We start from the raw sequence: 18,023 nt of genomic DNA, 5'->3' as shown, positions 1-18,023 counted from the left end.
CCCTGCGGTGAGACGCGTGGTCCGCGCTCACCAGGTGACAGTGGTGGTGGCGCCGGTGCTGTGGGTGCCGTCGGGGCCGACGGAGGTGACGGTGAGGGTGGTGGTGGTCTCGTTGTTCCGGTCGAGTCCGGCGAGGTAGTAGACGGTGCCGGGTGTGGCGCCCAGGTGGGTGAGGGAGCCGCCGGGGCCGCGGTGGATCTCGTAGTGGTGGATCGCGTCGGTGGTGGCGGGGGGTGTCCAGGACAGGCGCAGGGCTTTGCGGGTCTTCGTGAGCGTGGTGGCGCGATCGACCTTGAGGGCGGCCGGGGCGGGTGGGGTGGTGAAGTCGCCGGTGTGGACGGCGAGCTGGCCGACCCTGATGTCGTAGGCGAGGTCGGTCTTCGCGGTCGGGGCGAGGTGGAGTTGCAGGCCGAGCTGGATGAGGGTCTTGTCCTTGTGGTCGCTGAGGTCGGCGGTGTAGGTCTTCCAGCCGCTGGTGTCGGTGGTGCTCAGCGGGACGCTCATGAAGTCGGTGGGGTTGTCGTCCAGGGCGATCAGGGCGTTGAAGGTGTATGCGGTGCCGTCGGGGGTTTTGGCCCGTACGGTGAGTTTCGTGCCGGAGGTGACGGTGAGCCTCGTCTGGTACAGGTGTACGGATGAGCGGAAGCTGGGGGCCAGGGCACCGGTCAGGCGCAGACAGGAGCCGCCCTCCCAGGCGTCCTCGAAGGACAGGGACGCGTGCATGCGGGAGTTGCCGGTGGAGCGGGTGATCCACCGGTAGGTGGGCAGGACGTCCTGCAGGGACAGGTTGGCCCAGCCGTTCCCGCCCTGGCACGTCTTCGTCCCGGCGTGGTGGTGGGCCAGGCCGTGGCCGGCGTTGAAGTGTGTGACGAACGGGAGGCTGTGGACGGTGGTGTGCTCGGCGATGCGGTGGGCGATGCCGGGCCAGCCCGTGTCCGAGGGGTCGTGGCAGGGGCCGGTCCAGAAGTCGGCCTCGGCGCGGTAGAAGTACCCCAGCCAGGCGTCCTTGGGCTCCTTGGGCTGGTTGGAGACGGTGTGGGCGGCGTACAGGGCCAGCGAGCCCCGGTGCTCCTTGCCCGCGGGGCAGACCATCTGCACGCGCCCCGGGTTCTCGGGGACCTTGCGGACGAGTTCCAGCCCGTAGTGCACGTCGTACTTGCTGCGTTTGATCTTTCCGGCCGTGGTGAGGGAATCCGTGATCTTCTGGTCGGTCCATTCGTAGTCGATGAAGACCGAGTCGCAGACCCGTCTGCCGGCGTCCTGGAGGTAGAACTCGTTCCTGTTGCTGCCGGTGTCGGTGAGTTCGTAGCGGAAGGCTTCGTACCAGGCGAACTCGACGGCGGAGCGGGCCCGGGCGTAGGCGAGGGTGGCGCGCAGTTTCGCCTCGGTCTCCGCGGCTTCCTGGCCCATGCTGGTCTCGTAGTTGATGAACCAGCCGTCGAAGCCGAAGTACTGGGCGGCCTCGATCAGTTTGTCGGCCACCGGGTAGGTGTCGTCGCCCCCGGTGGTCTGCTTCTGGACGAAGTCCTTGACCCACTTGGGGTTGCCCCCGTCCCCTTGCGGCGGGAAGAAGACACTGCCGTAGACCTTGACCCCGTTGCGGTGCGCGGCGTCGGTGACGTGCCCGTTGGGCGGGCAGATCAGGCCCCGGTCGGCGACTCCGGCCCAGAACACCAGCAGGTCCACGTACTGCCAGTGGCTGAACGCGTAGTAGCGGTGGTCCGGCACGCCCTGCGGCGGGTTCAGGTCCGTACCCCAGAACTCCGCACACGACATCACACGGCCCTCGCCGGCGCGGGCCCGGCTGCCGGGACGTGCCTTCTGCGAGCGCGGACGCAGAGGGACATGGCTGCGGTTGAAGGGGGCGTCGGGGTCCTTGCCCGAAGACCAGTCCAGAATCGCCGTGCTCTTGTCGGGCAGGTCGCTGTGGCCGGGGTGCCAGTGCGGCACGTAGGGAGGCTTGTGCGGTGTGCCCGGCGGGGCCGGTGTGTCCGGCCGGGCCTGCGGGGCTGCCGGGGGACGGGCGTCCCCGGCTCCGGGGGCGCTGTCACCCATGGTCTTCTCCTCCTGGACGGGGGCGTCTGCTCCCAGCCCAGCAGCCCCGCACCGGCCCCGCCACCGGGGCGGGCCCTTGTTGCGCCGTTTCGCAGCGTGGCTCGTCCCGCGCATCCGGCGGCGTTCCCTCGGCTAGGGCGCCAGGGGCTCAGGCGGCCGGCCCCGAGGTGGTGGCGCAGGAGGCGTGGCCCCAGCCGTCGGGGTTCTTCGCGATGGGCTCGCCCTTGGCGTAGGACCGGCCGCAGCGGCACTGGCCGGGGAACCGCGCCTTGAGGGGCCCGCCGGACGGGCCGCCTTCTTCTGCCGGGGTACGGCCGTGCCCCGGGCGCCCGGCTGCCGGGTGCGTCCGCCGCCCGCCGGGGCGGCGTCCGGGGCCGGCAGCGGCGAGCCGAGGGAGGTGCCGGCGGCCTGCTGCGTACGGGCGGTGTGGCTGGCGGCTGCGTCCGCGGCGGCGTTCAGCGGGTCCCCGTCGACCTGGTGCGCCGGGACGTAGCGGAATTCCACCGTACGGCCGGTGAGCAGTTCGTCGATCCGCCGCACCAGCTCCTGGTTGGCCACCGGCTTGCCCGCGGCGGTCTTCCAGCCCTTCTTCCGCCACCCCGGCAGCCAGGTGGTGACCGCCTTCATCGCGTACTGGGAGTCCATCCGCACCTGTGCCGGCACCGCCGGGTCCGTGGCCTCCAGCAGCATCCGCAGAGCGGTCAGCTCGGCCACGTTGTTGGTCGCGGTTCCCAGCGGGCCGGCCTCCCAGCGCTCGATGGTGCCGTCGGGGGAGGCGACGACCCAGGCCCAGGCGGCGGGCCCGGGGTTGCCCTTCGAGGCTCCGTCGCAGGCGGCGATGATCTGTTCAGTCATTCCCCCGATACTGCCAGCTCTCCGGCCCGCACCGGACATCGGTCCACGGCGTCACAGGGTCAGGCCGGGCCGGCGGCCAGGGCGGCGGCGGTGTGGCGGGCGAAGGCGTCGGGGGCGTCGAGCATGATGTTGTGCCCGCAGTCGGGGACCGGGACGATCGCGACGCCGGCCTCGGTGAGCCGGTCGGCGCCGGGCAGCGGGCCGTCTGCCGCCGGGAGGAGGTAGGTGCGCGGGACCGGCAGGCCGGCCAGCAGCTCGCGGATGCCCTCGGCGCGGGCGAGGTGGACGGCGCTGCGGTGCAGGGCCTCCCGGCCGGCCAGCCGCATGGTGGACCACCAGTGGGCGCCCGCCGCGTCACGTACTTCCTGCCAGCCGCCCGCCAGGAACTCCTCCTCCGAGTAGGCGGCCAGTCCGCTGCTGCCGGGGGCGCCCCGGACGGGGCTGACCGGGTCGAGGTTGGCGTCCACCAGTACCAGCCGGGAGACGAGCTGCGGGTGCCGGGCGGCCAGGACGACGGCGATCGTGCCGCCCATGCTGTGCGCGACGACCTCCGCCTGCCGGACCCCGGCCGCGGTGAGCGCCGTGGCCAGCGCGTCGGCGTGGGCCTTAAGCGTGTACGGGAAGGAGGCGGGCCGGTCGCTGAGGCCGAAGCCGAGCAGATCGACCAGGAGCGAGCGGTGGCCGGCAAGCAGCGGGTGCGCGGCGGTCCCGGTGAAGTACGCGGGGCTGCTGGAGCCGAGCCCGTGCACGTAGACGCGGGCCGGGTCGCGTCCGGGCAGCTCCACCCAGCGTATGCGGTCGCCGTCGGGGGTCACTGGGGCGCTGTGCACGGTCGCATCTCCTTGTGTCCGGGGGCGTCCGCCGTCCGCCGTCCGCCGTCGGTCGTGGCGGGCGGCGGCGCCCAAGATCGTCGCGCGGCAAGGATAGGGCGTGGCGCCAGGGCGCCCGTCGGTGCCACCCGCCCGTGACCCTCGCCCGGCCCGGCAGCCACTCCTTCTCCCTTGACGGGTACATCGCCGCGCCCTACCTTCTTCCGTAGAACAAAATAAAGATTCCGTAATACGGAAAATCGCAGCTCGTAGATCGTGTCACCGGCCGAACGACGCAGGAGTACTCGATGCCTCGAATGACCGCCGCCCGTGCGGCAGTGGAGATCCTCAAGCGCGAAGGCGTGACCCACGCGTTCGGTGTGCCGGGCGCCGCGATCAACCCCTTCTACGCGGCGCTGCGGGCCGGCGGTGGCATCACGCACACCCTCGCCCGCCATGTGGAAGGTGCCTCCCACATGGCCGAGGGCTACACCCGCGCCGTGGCCGGCAACATCGGGGTGTGCGTCGGCACCTCGGGGCCCGCCGGTACGGACATGATCACCGGCCTGTACTCCGCCATCGGGGACTCCGTGCCGATCCTGTGCATCACCGGCCAGGCACCGACCGCCCGCCTCCACAAGGAGGACTTCCAGGCCGTCGACATCTGTGCGATCGCCCGGCCGGTCACCAAGATGGCCGTCACCGTGCTGGAGCCCGCGCAGGTCCCCGGCGTCTTCCAGCAGGCGTTCCACCTGATGCGCTCCGGCCGCCCCGGCCCGGTCCTGATCGACCTGCCGCTCGACGTCCAGCAGGCCGGGATCGACTTCGACCCGGACACCTACGAGCCGCTGCCGGTCTACCGTCCGGCCGCCACCCGGGCGCAGATCCTCAAGGCGCTGACGATGCTGAACCAGGCCGAGCGCCCCCTGATCGTGGCCGGCGGCGGCGTCATCACCGCGGACGCCGCCGGTGCGCTGGCAGAGTTCGCCGAACTCACCGGTGTCCCCGTCGTGCCGACCCTCATGGGCTGGGGCGCCCTGCCCGACGACCACCGGCTCAACGCCGGCATGGTCGGCCTCCAGACCTCGCACCGCTACGGCAACGCCACCCTGCTCGCCGCCGACTTCGTGCTCGGCATCGGCAACCGCTGGGCCAACCGCCACACCGGGAACCTGGACGTCTACACCAAGGGGCGCACGTTCGTCCACGTCGACATCGAACCCACCCAGATCGGCCGGGTCTTCGCGCCGGACTACGGCATCACCTCGGACGCGGGCGCCGCGCTGAAGCTGTTCATCGAGGTGGCGCGCGAGCTGCGGGACGCCGGCGGGCTCCCGGACCGCAGCTCCTGGGCCGCCGCCACTCAGGAGCGCCGGGCCACGCTCCGGCGCCGTACCCACTTCGACGACATCCCGATCAAGCCGCAGCGGGTGTACGAGGAGATGAACCGGGCGTTCGGCCCCGAGACCCGCTATGTCTCCACCATCGGGCTCTCACAGATCGCCGGGGCGCAGTTCCTGCACGTCTACAAGCCGCGGCACTGGATCAACTGCGGCCAGGCCGGCCCGCTGGGCTGGACCGTGCCCGCGGCGCTCGGCGTCGCCACCGCCGACCCGGACGCGCCGGTCGTCGCGCTCTCCGGCGACTACGACTTCCAGTTCATGATCGAGGAGCTGGCGGTCGGCGCGCAGTTCCACATCCCCTACGTCCACGTCCTGGTGAACAACTCCTACCTGGGGCTGATCCGCCAGGCACAGCGGGCGTTCGACATGGACTACCAGGTCCAGCTCTCCTTCGAGAACATCAACTCCCCCGAACTGGGCGGGTACGGCGTGGACCACGTCAAGGTCGCCGAGGGACTGGGCTGCAAGGCCCTGCGCGTCACCGACCCGGCGGAACTGCTGCCGGCGTTCGAACGGGCCAGGAAGCTCGCCGCCGAGCACCGTGTGCCGGTCGTGGTCGAAGTCATCCTGGAACGCGTCACCGACATCGCGATGAGCCCCAGTGGTGACATCGACAAAGTGGTGGAGTTCGAGGCGCTGGCCACCGAGCCGGGGCACGCGCCGACCGCCGTCGCGCCGCCGGCCTGAGCTGGTCCGTACGGCCACCTGAGCCGGCCCGTACGGGCTGACCGGTGCGTCGTCGACCGCCGGGCCCGGAAAGTGTGCCATGTGTCCCCGGTCCCGGCGGTGGATGGTGCGGATGGTGCGTGAGTACTCCTCGCCGTCTCTGCACGGCTAATCGCCGAAATTCACCCGGACGTGGGGTACTGCTGCGCAAGTACGTTTCTGCCGACGCTTTCCTTCGTACGGTGTTCCCGCACGCGTCGCCCCGGTCCCCGGCGTCGCCCTATTGCCGCAGGTCCGCGGAGTACCGCGGGACTTTGTCCCAGGGGGCGCCAGCCATGTATTCAGGTATGCCATTCACCCGGTCCGTCCGTACGGCCTTCCCGGCGACCGGACAGCCCGCCACCTACGCCCGCACCCGGCTCGTGGACGGCTGGACCGTGGTCACCCTGCACGGGGAGATCGACGTGGCCACCGCGCCCCTGGCCGAAGCGCACCTGAAAGCCGCGGCCCGGCACCCCGGCCCGCGGGTAGTCGTCGACCTGCGCCCCGCCGACTTCATCGACTGCGCCACGCTGGGTCTGCTGTGCCGTATCCGTCAGCGGATCCATGAGCAGGGCGGTCAGTTGCGGCTGGTGTGCGTCCGGGCCCAGCATCTGCACCTGCTGGGCATCACCGGGCTCAGCTCGCTCTTCCGCCCGGTGGCCACCCTGGAGGAAGCCTGCGCCGGCGGCCTCCCGGTCCGGGGAGGGGAGGCCGGGGGGCCGACGACCGCCATCGAGTGAGCGGACGGCCGTACGGGCCTGCCGGGCGCGCCCCCGCTGTGGTGGCGGCTACCGGTGGGCCGGTGCCTCGTGCCGGGAACGCGGGCCGAGCCGGTCGGTGAGGCAGCGCAGGCCGACGGCGAGCCATGCCGCCAGGGCGGCCCATGCCAGGAGGGACGGCAAGAGGGATGGCAGGAGGGGGTGTGGGCGCGTCAACGCGCCGATCCGCTGGGCGCTGGTGAGTTCGGCGGTCGCGGTGGCGTACATGCCCACGGGGAAGACGATGCACCACAGGGCGGGTTCGTAGGCCAACGGGACACGGTGGTGCAGGTGACGCCAGATGCCCGCGGCCACCAGGAGGGGGATCAGGAGGGTGGCCCAGGCCCACAGGGTCAGGACCGTGCCGCCGAGGGGAACGCGGGCCAGGGGCGGCAGGAGCGCGGAACGGGTGAGGAGTTGGGTACCGGCGAGGGTGCTGATGGCGGCGGCGCCCATGGCGACCCAGTAGCTGGGGGCCAGGCGGGCGGCCGGGGGCAGGGTCGACAGCAGTCGCCGTAGGACCGTGGCGAGCGTGGCGGCGTACAGCAGGACTCCCGTACCCCACAGCAGGAGAGCGCCGGTCAGGACCGTGCGGCCGGGGTGGATGCGGATGAGGGTGAGGACGAGGGCCTGCAGGCCGACGGTGGCCAGGAACCAGGTGCCGTCGGCCTGCCGCAGGACCAGGTGCGTCCCCAAGCGCCGGAGCCCGGCCGCCGCGAGGGCGAGCGCCGTCCACGCGAGGGCGGCGATGACCAGGAGCACGCAGGCCGTGATGCGGGCGGGGCTGCGGGTGGCCAGGACGCCGCTGGCGGCGACCAGCGTGAAGTGGCCGAACAGCCGGCCGGGGTCCTGGAGTTCACCCCGGATGGTGTCCCGGTGGCAGGCGGCCTTGAGCGCGGTGGCTGCCAGGAGCACGAGGTAGGTGGCCAGGGCGAGGCCGAACAGTGCGGCCGACAGGGCGTGGGCGCCGGTCCGGGACAGGGCCCGGGAGACGATGCCGGTGGCCATGACGGGGGCGAAGCAGGCGGGCGGCAGCCTCCGGCAGCGGTGGGGGAGCGCCGACCACATCACCGGCGCGGCGGGGTGCTCTGCGCCGGCCGGCGCCGCGCGGGATGTGCGCCGTGTCGGCGCGCGCCGTACTCCCCGGCGTCGTATGGGAGCGCGCCGTATTGCTGGGCGCCGTATGGCTGGGCGGCGGGGACACGCCGGGCGCCGCGCGAACGGTAGACGATGTAGGGGCGGGCCAGATAGCCCAGGGGCGCGGTGAAGGCGTGCACCAGACGGCTGAAGGGCCACAGGGCGAACAGGGCCATGCCGAGCAGGGCGTGGATCTGGTAGACGAGCGGGGCATGGGCCATGGCGGGCACGTCCGGGTCCAGGGCCGGCAGGGAGCGGAACCACACCGAGACGCCGACGCGGTAGTCGTAGGGGTGGGGCTGCAAGGTGGTGGCCGTGGCGGCGAGGCCGGCCAGGACGACGCAGATGAGGAGCGGATAGACGGCGCGGTCGCTGCGGCTGGTCGCCGCCCGTACGGCGGGCACGCGCAGCCGCCGGTGGAGCAGGATCGCCAGACCGGCCAGGGTGGCGAGCCCGGCGGTGCCGCCGACGATCAGGGCGTTGGCGTGGTAGAGCCACTCGTGGATGTGGACGCGCTCGGTGAGCGATTCGGGGACGAGCAGACCGATGACGTGCCCGGCGGCGACGAAGAAGATCCCGTAGTGGAAGAGGGGGCCGCCGATGCGCAGCAGGCGGTGTTCGTGCAGTTGGCTGGAGCGGGTGGTGAAGCCGAACCGGTCGTAGCGGTAGCGCCAGGCGGTGCCGGTGACCAGGACGGCGACGGCGAGGTAGGGCAGTACGCCCCACAGGGCGATGTGCAGATGCTTCACCGGGAGGTCTCCTCCACGTGCGGGGAGTCGGCAGCTCGTCGGGGGAACGGAAGGAGGCCGACCGCTTCGGCGGGCGGGCCGCTGCGGGCCAGGCGCAGGGCTGCTCGGCGGTCGGCGGGGCCGGGGCCGGGCAGGGTGTGGCAGACCGCCTCGACGATGTCGGCGTAGGGGCTGCGGTACGAGGCCAGGGCCAGGCGCAGCAGTTCCAGGGCGGGGCGGTGCCCGGCCAGCAGCTTCGTACCGGCCTGCGGGGTGCGGGCGGCGAACTCCAGCATCAGGGGCAGGTGGTCGGGCAGTTCGTCCCCGGGGGGCTGCCAGCCGTGCTCGCGGTAGAGCGCCTTGAGGCCGGCCAGTGCCGCGCCCCGCCTGCGGGTGTCGCCGTCGGTGTAGTAGGTCAGGTACAGGCACCGCCGGCGGCTGCGGTCGAAGGTGGCGATGTACTGGGCGCCCAGCGCGAGCGGGGGTGTCTCCTGGACCCGGGCGCAGAACCGCAGCAGGAGGGCGATGTCGGGGCCGGGCACGGGCTCCAGTGCCGTACGTACGGCACTCAGGCGCCCGGGCCAGCTCTCGTCGGGGTAGCCGAGCAGCAGGGAGGCGGCCTGGTGGGTGACGGGGCGGCTCACCGGGTGCCGCCCTCGGCGCGCGGGAAGAGTCCGTCGGGGCGGCCCTCGCCGTTCCAGTTCAGGAGGTTCACCCGGCCGCGCAGCGAGACCCCGGCGTGTTCCGGTTCACCGCCGGGCCCCGGTTCACCGCCACGTCCCGGTTCGTGGCCGGAGACCAGGGGTGCGTGGAAGGCGTCCGCCTCGTACATGCCCGGCCCGCCGTCGCCGTCCAGGCCGCAGCCCGCGTCCAGGCCGTCGGCGGGGGCGGTGGCGGCGTAGCTGGTGGGGATGACGTAGCGCTCGTCGTACTTGGCCAGCGCCAGCAGCCGGTACATGTCCTCGATGCCGTCGGTGCTCATGCCGACGGCGCGGGCGATGGCGGGGTCGGGCTCCTCGTGGAGATTGATGCGCCGCATATGGGTACGCATGGCGGCCAGCCGGCACAGCGCGGCTTCCACGGGAGCCGGGTCGCCCGCGGTGAACAGTTCCGCGAGATAGCCGACGGGGATGCGCAGGGAGTCGATGGCGGCGAACAGCCTGGCCGGGTCCTCCCCGTCGTGCCCGGTGGCGGTCAGCGACTCGACCACCGGTGACAGGGGCGGGATGTACCAGACCATGGGCATGGTGCGGTACTCCGGATGCAGCGGCAGCGCCACCTTGTACGTGCTGATCAGGGCGTGCACCGGGGAGCGGCGGGCGGCGGTGATCCAGTCGTGCGGGATGCCCGCCTGCTCGGCGGCGTGCACCACGGCCGGGTCACCGGGGTCCAGGAAACAGTCCAACTGGGCCTCGTACAGGCCGCGTTCATCCTTGGTGGCGGCGGCTTCGCCGACCTTGTCGGCGTCGTACAGCATGACACCGAGGTAGCGCAGCCGGCCCACGCAGGTCTCGGAGCACACCGTCGGCTGGCCCGCCTCGATGCGCGGATAGCAGAAGGTGCACTTCTCGGCCTTGCCGGTCCGGTGGTTGAAGTAGACCTTCTTGTACGGGCAGCCGCTCACACACATCCGCCAGCCCCGGCAGCGGTCCTGGTCCACCAGGACGATGCCGTCCTCGATGCGCTTGTACAGCGCGCCGGAGGGGCACACGGCCACGCAGGACGGGTTCAGGCAGTGCTCGCAGATCCGCGGCAGGTAGAACATGAACGCCTGCTCGTACTCCAGGCGCACCCGCTCGTTCATCTTCCTCAGCACCGGGTCGTCGGCGAGCTGCGCGGGCCCGCCGCCGAGGTCGTCGTCCCAGTTCGGACCCCAGGTGATCGCGGTGGGTTCGCCGTCGATCAGGGAGCGGGGCGGCGCGGTGGGCACGTCCTCACCCAGCGGCGCGGTGGTCAGGTTCTCGTAATCGTAGGTCCAGGGCTCGTAGTAGTCCTCCAAGGAGGGCAGGTCGGGGTTGGCGAACAGGCGGGCCAGGCGCCGGGCCCGGCCGCCGCTGCGGGGGACGAGCCGTCCGTGTTTGAGCTGCCAGCCGCCCCGCCACTTGTCCTGGTCCTGGTAGCCGCGGGGGTAGCCCTGTCCGGGGCGGGTCTCGACGTTGTTGAACCACACGTACTCGGTGCCGTCGCGGTTGGTCCACGTCTGCTTGCAGGTGACCGAACAGGTATGGCAGCCGATGCATTTGTCGAGGTTCATCACCATGGCGACCTGTGCCATACAGCGTCCGATGGCGGGTCCGGTGGTGGCCTTGCCACGGGGCATGTCAGTACTCCACGTCCTGCGAACGGCGGCGGATGACGGTGACCGCGTCGCGCTGATTACCGGTGGGGCCGTAGTAGTTGGGGGCGAAGGACAACTGGGCGTGCCCGCCGATCAGATGGGTCGGCTTGATCAGCAGCCTGGTCAGCGCGTTGTGCACGCCGCCGCGCCGCCCGGTGGCCTCGGACCTGGGCACGTTCACCAGGCGCTCCTGCACGTGGTACATGAACACCGTGCCGGGCGGCATACGGTGCGAGACCACCGCGCGCGCCACGACCACCCCGTTGGCGTTGACGGCTTCGATCCAGTCGTTGTCCGCCACGCCGATGGCCGCGGCGTCCTCCACGCTGGTCCAGATGACCGGGCCGCCCCGGGCCAGCGTCTGCATCAGCAGGTTCTCCTGGTACTCGGAGTGGATCGACCACTTCGAGTGCGGCGTGAGGTAGCGCACCGTCACCGAACGCCCGCCGTCGCTACACTCCGCCGGCCGCTCGCCGAGCGCGGACAGGTCCAGCGGCGGCCGGTAGACGGGCAGTTGCTCGCCGTACTCGGCGACCCAGGGGTGATCGAGGTAGAAGTGCTGACGCCCGGTGAGGGTGTGCCAGGGCTTGAGGTGCTCGGTGTTGACCGTGAACGGGGCGTAGCGGCGCTCCGGCCCCTCCTTGCCCGACCACTCGAAGCTCGCCCCCACCTGGACCGGCCGCGCCTGGGTGTCGGAGAACTCCACCCGTCGCCCGGCCACCGACGCCGCCAGTTCCCACAGCCCCGATCCGGCGCCGCAGCGCTCGGCCAGCCGCTCAAAACCCTCCGCGGCCAGACGGCCGTTGGTGGTGCCCGACAGGGCCAGGACCGCCTCGCACAGCTTGACGTCCGTATCCAGCAGGGGCCGCCCGCGCACCGGTCCGCGGCCGGCCGTACCGCACCGGGCGGCCAGCCAGCCCACTTCCGGTACGGGGTACACGGTCACCCCTTGACCGTCATCCCCTCTTCCTCGACCAGTGGCCCCAGCGCGGCGATCCGGTCCCCGAGGGCGGTGTAGTCCCGCTCCACGACGGTGAACCGCGGGCCGGTGGGCCCCTCCGGAGGCGCCTCGCCGGGGGTGTCGTGCTGCAGCGGGGTGGCCACCAGGTCATGCGCCACGTCCAGGCGGCCCCTGGCCAGCCGGCTGACCTCGGCGGCGATGCCGTGGAAGATCTCGAAGTCGGTACGTGCCTGCCAGGGCGGGCTGATCGCCGGGGAGAAGGCGTGCACGTACGGGTGCATGTCCGTACTCGACAGATCGTGCTTCTCGTACCAGGTCGCCGCGGGCAGCACCAGATCGGCGAACAGGGTCGTGGAGGTCATCCGGAAATCCAGGGCGAGCAGCAGATCGAGCTTGCCCCGCGGCGCCTCCTTGCGCCAGGCCACCTCCCGGGGCCGCGCCCCGGGCGGGACCTCCTGGGCGCTCGCGTTGTCGGACGCGCCGAGCAGATGCCGCAGGAAGAACTCGTTGCCCTTGGCGGAGGAGCCGATCAGATTCGCCCGCCACACGGTCAGGACGCGCGGCCAGTTGGCCGGATCGTCGGGATCCTGGCAGGCGTACGACAGCCGCCCGGCGGCACACTCGGCCGCCACCCACTCGGCGGGATCGGCCCCCGCCGCGCGTACCTGCCGCCCCAGGTCCAGCGGGTTGGCGCAGAGCGTGGGATACGACGGCATCCAGCCGTGCCGGGCGGAGCGGGCCACCAGGTCCGCGGTGTGCAGTGCGGACAGGGCGCCGGGCGCGGTCGACGGCGCCAGGGCGTCCGCGCTGAACTTCTCGTAGCGCCACTGGTCGGTGTGCAGGTACCAGTACGGTGTTCCCGCCATCTGCCGCGACGGGCGCACCCAGTCGGACGCCGTGGAGAGCTGCTGCCAGCCCGTGTACGGACGCACCTTCTCCTGACCCACATAGTGCGCCCAGCCGCCGCCGTTGACGCCCTGGCAGCCGGTGAGCAGCAGGAGCGAGAGGAAGGAGCGGTAGATGGTGTCGGAGTGGAACCAGTGGTTGGTGCCCGCCCCCATGACGATCATGCAGCGGCCCCGGCTGCGCTCGGCGGTGCGGGCGAACTCCCGTGCCGTACGCACCACCGCCCGCGCGGACACCGAGGTGACCGCCTCCTGCCAGGCCGGCGTGCAGGGCGCGGAGGCGTCCTCGTACGAGGAGGGCCACTGCCCGCCGAGGCCGTCGCGCCGCACGCCGTACTGGGCGAGCATCAGGTCGAAGACCGTGGTCACCAGGCGCCCGCCGAGGCGCAGCGCGGGCACCGCCCGCTCGATCGTCGCACCCTCCTCGTCGAAGCGGGGCAGCCGCACGCCGGCGGTGGCGGCGCCAGGACGACCGTAGAAGCTGAGCCGCGGATCGATGTCTCCCAGATCCAGGTTCCAGCGGCCCTCACCGGGCTTGCTCCAGCGATCACCCAGCGTGCCGTGGGGTACGACCGGCTGATCGGTGACGGCGTCGTACAGCACGGGCATCCAGCGCCGGGACGCGGCGTCGGCGTCCGGGGCCAGGTCCAGGTCCCGGGCGGTGACGAACGCGCCGGGAGTGTGGGTGTTCCCCTCCCGCTCGTCCAGGGCGACGAGGAAAGGCAGGTCGGTGAACCGCTTGACGTAGTCGGTGAAGTACGGCACCTGCCGCTCCACGAAGCACTCCCGCAGGATCACGTGCCCCATGGCCATGGCCAGCGCCCCGTCCGTACCCGGATGCGGGTGCAGCCACTCGTCGGCGAACTTCGTGGCGTCCGCGTAGTCCGGGGAGACCACCACGACCTTCTGGCCGCGATAGCGCGCCTCGGCCATCCAGTGCGCGTCCGGCGTCCGCGTCACCGGGACGTTCGAGCCCCACAGCATCAGATACGCCGCGTCCCACCAGTCGCCCGACTCGGGCACGTCCGTCTGGTCGCCGAAGACCTGCGGCGAGGCGATCGGCAGGTCCGCGTACCAGTCGTAGAACGACAGCATCGGCGCGCCGATCAAGGCGTGGAAACGGGCGCCGACGGCATGCGAGGCCATCGACATCGCCGGGATCGGCGAGAAACCGGCGATGCGGTCGGGCCCGTACTTCTGGAGGGTGTGCACATGCGCCGCCGCCGCGATCTCCAGCGCCTCCTGCCAGCCGATGCGCACCAGGCCGCCCTTGCCACGCGCCGACTGGTAGCGGCGGCGGCGGTCCGGATCGCCGGTGACCTCGGCCCAGGCCGCCACCGGATCGCCGCCGTGGCGGCGTTTGGCGTCCCGGAACATCTCCACCAGCACACCGCGCGCCTGCGGGTGGCGCACCCGCGTCGGCGAGTACGTGTACCAGGAAAACGACGCACCGCGCGGACAGCCCCGCGGTTCGTAGTCCGGCCGGTCCGGCCCGGTCGAGGGGTAATCGGTCGCCTGGGTCTCCCAGGTGATCAGACCGTCCTTGACGTACACCTGCCATGAACACGAGCCGGTGCAGTTCACCCCGTGCGTGGAGCGCACCACCTTGTCGTGCGCCCAACGCTCCCGGTAGGGCTGGTCGTTGACCCGCTGGTCCGTACGGAAGACCGCCCGCCCCTCCGGTGTGGTCGGCGCCCGCTGCAACAGCCTTCCCATGGCCAAGAGCCGCTCGGCCGCATCCGCCGCGGCCCTTTCCATCTTCGCCTTGCTGCGTCCCACGCCTTCGGACTCCCTGGGGATCGGCCTGCCGGATCCGATACCTCCGGCACGTGCTGGTCGACGGACGGGGGCCAGACTGCCCCTGACCGGTCTTTGGCGTAGACCTCTTTTCGGCCAGTTGGTTGCATCTAGAACTTATTTTCCTTGCCCTTTACAAGGGTCGCTACGGCTGTTCGACAAACAGGTGAACGGCAGGAGCGTGCAAGGCAGTTACGCCTGACCCGGGGCACCCAGGCATCCCGGCCCCGTTTCCCCGCTCCGCTCGCGGGCCGAGAATACGCGTCGCCGCACGACAGCCCACCCGCCTCCCATCGGCACCGGAGCACCACCAGACGCCCCTCGAATGGCCACCTTGCCCCCTTGACAGACCGCCTCCCCAACAGAAAGCCGCCCTCGCCCGCCACCGACAGCCCCAAGCCACCGACACGCCCCCACCCGAAGCCGGCGGCGAGTTGCCGCCCGGCCGCATCCCCTCCCGCGGCCTCCGGGCGGAGAAGGGGCACCACCCCTCACGCGACAGGCCGAGCCCCGTACACGGTCCGGGCCTCACGTCAGGGCCGAGCCGGGGGTGCGGGCCGAGCCTCGGACCCGTGTCGAGTCCCGCACTCATGCCGTGCCGCGCACCCGGGGCCGCGGAGAGGGGGGCCGAGCCCTGGACCAGGGTTCTGGCCGCCTCCCTTCGGGTAACCCCCAGTTGGGGGAACATCCGCGTTCGATTCGTCCAGTAGGTGGGGCCGGCCGCCTTATGGTGGTGGCCGGGTGGCCGGATCGGTTCGCGGCGTCGGTCCACGGTGGCGGTCCACGGTGGCGGTCCGAGTGCTGAGCCGGGGTTCTGGCTACCCGCTTTCGGGTAACCCCCGATTGGGGGGATGGGGGCGTTCGATTTGCCCTGTAGGTGGCCGGGCGCACTGTGGTGGTGGCCGGTCCACGAGGCCGGTACGCGAAGTCGGTTGGGAGCGTCGATCCACCGGGCCAGTTCACAGCGTCGGTTCGCGAGGTCAGTTCGCAGCGTTGGTCTACGGGGCCGGTTCCCAGCGTTGGTCTACGGGGGCAGTTAGCGGCGTCGGTCCACGGGGCCGGTTTACAGCGTTGGTGCACGGGGCCGGTCCGCGTGGCGGTTCGCGGGTCGGTTCGTGTTCTGGGCCGGGGTTCTGGCCACCTTCTTCCGGGTAACCCCCGGCTGGGGGAGCGGGCGCGTTCGAATCGTCCTGTTAGGTGGTCCGGTGTGCTGTGAGGGCGGCCGGGGCGCGGTGTCGGGGCGCGTGGGCTGAGTCGGGGATCGAGGGTGGTCCTGGGGCGGCTATAGGCTCCTTCGCGTGACGGGCGTAGTGGTGGCCGCGGTGCAGCGATGGCTGCTGGGACTGATGCTGGGGTGTTACGTCCTGGCCGGGGTGTTCCCCGGTCCGGGCCGGGCGCTGCGCGGGCCGATACTGCGGATGCCGGTGGGCGCGGCCGAGTTGACGCTGCCGATGGTCCTGCTCGCGGTGATGCTGTTCACCGCCGGGCTGGGCGTGCGGGTCACCGAGCTCCGTACGGTGGTGCGCCGGCCGCTGCGACTCGTACTGGGCATCGTCGCCAACGCCCTGCTGCCCGTGCTCGTCCTGCCGGTCGTCGCCCTTGCCCTGCGCGCCTGGCCCGACCCCGGGGAAGCCGAAGGTCTGGTGGTCGGGCTCCTGCTCGTGCTGGCGATGCCGATCGCGGGCGGCGCCGCCTCCTGGGGGCAGCACGCCGGCGGCAACGTCCCCCTGGCCGTCGCGATGGTGGTCGGTTCCACCGTGCTCAGCCCGCTCACCGTCCCGCTCGGCATGCACCTGACCGGCCGGCTGGTGGGCCCCTCCGGCGCCGGCGCCCTGGATGACACCTCCACGCTCGACCTGCTCGCCCGCACCGGAGCCGGCGTGTTCGCGCTGGTGGCGGTGGTGCTGCCGTGCCTGGCCGGAATCCTTGTACGCATCGGGCTCGGCGACGACGGCGTACGCCGGGTTCTGCCCGCGGCCAAGGCCGTCAACCTGGTGAACATCCTCCTGCTGTGCTACATCAACGCGGTCGGCGCGCTGGGGCAGGCCCTCGCCCGCCCGGACCCCGACCTTCTGCTGCTGGCACTGGGCATTTCCGGCGCAGTGTGCTGTCTGACCTTCTGGTGTGGCCGGTGGATCTCGCGCTGGACGCGGTGCGACCGGCCCGACGGGGTCTCCCTCACCTTCGCCACCGGGATGAACAACAGCAGCGCGGCGGCCGTGCTGGCCGCCGGCTGGTTCTCCCACCGTCCGGGAGTGCTGGTGCCGATCCTCTCGTACAGCCTGCTCCAGAAGATCGTGGCCGGAGTGGCGGGCCGGCCGCGCCGCCCCGGGCCACGGCTCCCTGCGGGTCCGCTGCCCGCACCGGCCCGTGGAGTCACGCATCGGCGGTCTTTGACGCGACGGGGCGATCGGCGGGGACGGTTCAGTGATCGTTCCCGGTCCTAGCACCGCGGCGGGGGCGTTCGGCCCATGCCGGTACCCACGTGTCCGTGTCGGGGCGGCGGGGCTCTACGGCGGCCAGATAGTCGCGCAGGGCGGTGAGCGCGGGGTGCGGGTTGTCCGTACGCCAGAGCAGGGAGTGCGGATAGACCGGGGTGGGGTCGCGCAGGGGAATCCGTCGCAGGTCATGGCTGACGGGCCAGACGAGCGGTGTCCGTTCGCCGAAGAAGGTGACCAGTGAGTCGGAGCCGGCGATGGCGTCCAGGAGGGCCTCGACGCCGAAGTCGGGGCCGATCGTGTCGATGGTGACGTCGAAGGCGTCGGCGAAGGCGTCGTAGTAGGCGCCCCATTCGGTTCCGGGAAGGTTGCCGGGCATCCAGACGCGCTGTCCGGTGAGCCGGCTCGGGGTGATCGCGTCGGCTTCCGCGAAGGGGTGGGCGGGGCCGACGCACAACTGGAGGGGTTCGTCGAAGACCGGCATGCTGGCGATGCCTTCGGGGAGCCGGCTGCCGGGCATGGTCACGGCGCGGAAGGTGGCGTCGACGGTGCCCGTCTGGAGCGCGGTGACGGCCTGGTCGGCGTCGAAGAGGGTCATGACGTCGAGCAGGATCTCGGGGTGCGCGTCGTGGAAGGCCCGCAGCAGCCCGGCCGGGGAGACCCGTCGGCCGATCACGTCCACGCGCAGGGCGCGGCTTTCCGGGCGTACGGACGCGGCTGCGCGTTCCTCGGCCCGCAGGAGGGTACGGGCGTGGGGCAGGAATGCCTGGCCGTCGATGGTGAGCCCGACTCCGCGCGCGGTGCGGTCGAAGAGGCGTACGCCGAGGTCCTGTTCGAGCGTGGCGATGCGTTTGGAGACGGCCTGCTGGGTGAGTGAGAGGTCGGCGGCGGCCTTCTGGAACTGGCCGGCGTCCGCGACCGCGACGAAGGTACGTACAGCGTTGAGATCCACGGCGACAGCCTACTGACACAATCAATGGTTGTAGCTCGTCGGCGTTTCGGTTGTTTGATCTCGGAACCCGCCCTTCGGTTAGATGCTCCGGGTCAACGGACGGTTGTCCATGCCGGGCGGCACGTGGGTACGCACCGGGCTGGCCGGCCGGTTCCCGGTGAGGCCGCCATCGCCGTGCC

At 71.8% G+C, this 18,023-nt stretch carries 11 protein-coding genes and 1 pseudogene; 3 read left to right on the top strand and 9 right to left on the bottom strand.

Features of this window, described 5'->3' with window-relative positions; all coding sequences use genetic code 11:
* Positions 1 to 27 precede the first annotated feature (27 nt).
* The 3 genes from KGS77_RS01590 to KGS77_RS01580 all read right to left on the bottom strand — a co-directional run bounded on the left by KGS77_RS01590 (position 28) and on the right by KGS77_RS01580 (position 3,740).
* Positions 28 to 2,055 (bottom strand): hypothetical protein, encoded by a 2,028-nt coding sequence (locus tag KGS77_RS01590; protein WP_242578323.1) that lies wholly within the window; start codon positions 2,053 to 2,055, stop codon positions 28 to 30.
* 132 nt (positions 2,056 to 2,187) lie between these two features.
* Positions 2,188 to 2,910, bottom strand: a complete 723-nt coding sequence (locus KGS77_RS01585) for a ribonuclease H (RefSeq protein ID WP_347404422.1) — start codon at positions 2,908 to 2,910, stop codon at positions 2,188 to 2,190.
* A 59-nt stretch (positions 2,911 to 2,969) separates the two neighbouring features.
* Complete coding sequence (locus tag KGS77_RS01580) at positions 2,970 to 3,740, bottom strand: alpha/beta hydrolase (RefSeq protein ID WP_242578322.1); 771 nt, start codon at positions 3,738 to 3,740, stop codon at positions 2,970 to 2,972.
* Positions 3,741 to 4,027: 287 nt separating this feature from the next.
* Here KGS77_RS01580 and gcl point away from each other — a divergent pair, with 287 nt between their 5' ends.
* Together gcl and KGS77_RS01570 are read left to right on the top strand one after the other, a co-directional pair.
* Positions 4,028 to 5,809: a glyoxylate carboligase gene (gene gcl, locus KGS77_RS01575; protein WP_242578321.1), complete on the top strand. Its 1,782-nt coding sequence runs from the start codon at positions 4,028 to 4,030 to the stop codon at positions 5,807 to 5,809.
* A 326-nt stretch (positions 5,810 to 6,135) separates the two neighbouring features.
* Positions 6,136 to 6,570, top strand: a complete 435-nt coding sequence (locus KGS77_RS01570; RefSeq protein WP_242578320.1) for an STAS domain-containing protein — start codon at positions 6,136 to 6,138, stop codon at positions 6,568 to 6,570.
* A gap of 48 nt (positions 6,571 to 6,618) precedes the next feature.
* Here KGS77_RS01570 and KGS77_RS01565 read toward each other — a convergent pair whose 3' ends face one another.
* The 5 genes and pseudogenes from KGS77_RS01565 to KGS77_RS01545 form a co-directional block, all read right to left on the bottom strand.
* Positions 6,619 to 7,656 (bottom strand): tellurite resistance/C4-dicarboxylate transporter family protein, encoded by a 1,038-nt coding sequence (locus tag KGS77_RS01565; RefSeq protein ID WP_277994175.1) that lies wholly within the window; start codon positions 7,654 to 7,656, stop codon positions 6,619 to 6,621.
* Positions 7,656 to 8,474 carry a respiratory nitrate reductase subunit gamma gene (narI, locus tag KGS77_RS01560; protein ID WP_242578318.1) on the bottom strand — a complete coding sequence of 273 codons (819 nt, stop codon included), beginning with the start codon at positions 8,472 to 8,474 and terminating at the stop codon, positions 7,656 to 7,658. Before narI ends, KGS77_RS01565 begins: the two co-directional genes overlap by 1 nt.
* Complete coding sequence (gene narJ, locus KGS77_RS01555) at positions 8,471 to 9,097, bottom strand: nitrate reductase molybdenum cofactor assembly chaperone (protein ID WP_242578317.1); 627 nt, start codon at positions 9,095 to 9,097, stop codon at positions 8,471 to 8,473. The genes narI and narJ overlap by 4 nt, the downstream gene beginning before the upstream one ends.
* The gene (narH, locus tag KGS77_RS01550) at positions 9,094 to 10,773 is read right to left on the bottom strand and encodes a nitrate reductase subunit beta (RefSeq protein WP_242578316.1); all 1,680 of its coding nucleotides are present in this window, start codon (positions 10,771 to 10,773) and stop codon (positions 9,094 to 9,096) included. The genes narJ and narH overlap by 4 nt, the downstream gene beginning before the upstream one ends.
* Position 10,774: 1 nt before the next feature.
* Positions 10,775 to 14,415: pseudogene (locus KGS77_RS01545) on the bottom strand (nitrate reductase subunit alpha).
* A 1,337-nt stretch (positions 14,416 to 15,752) separates the two neighbouring features.
* Here KGS77_RS01545 and KGS77_RS01540 point away from each other — a divergent pair.
* Positions 15,753 to 16,901 carry a bile acid:sodium symporter gene (locus tag KGS77_RS01540; RefSeq protein ID WP_242578315.1) on the top strand — a complete coding sequence of 383 codons (1,149 nt, stop codon included), beginning with the start codon at positions 15,753 to 15,755 and terminating at the stop codon, positions 16,899 to 16,901.
* Here the strand turns inward: KGS77_RS01540 and KGS77_RS01535 are convergent.
* Complete coding sequence (locus tag KGS77_RS01535; protein ID WP_242578314.1) at positions 16,879 to 17,844, bottom strand: LysR family transcriptional regulator; 966 nt, start codon at positions 17,842 to 17,844, stop codon at positions 16,879 to 16,881. The genes KGS77_RS01540 and KGS77_RS01535 overlap by 23 nt on opposite strands.
* Positions 17,845 to 18,023: the final 179 nt, after the last annotated feature.

The organism is Streptomyces sp. MST-110588 (assembly GCF_022695595.1).
Classification (GTDB): domain Bacteria; phylum Actinomycetota; class Actinomycetes; order Streptomycetales; family Streptomycetaceae; genus Streptomyces.
This window is presented reverse-complemented; position numbering and strand designations above follow the sequence as displayed.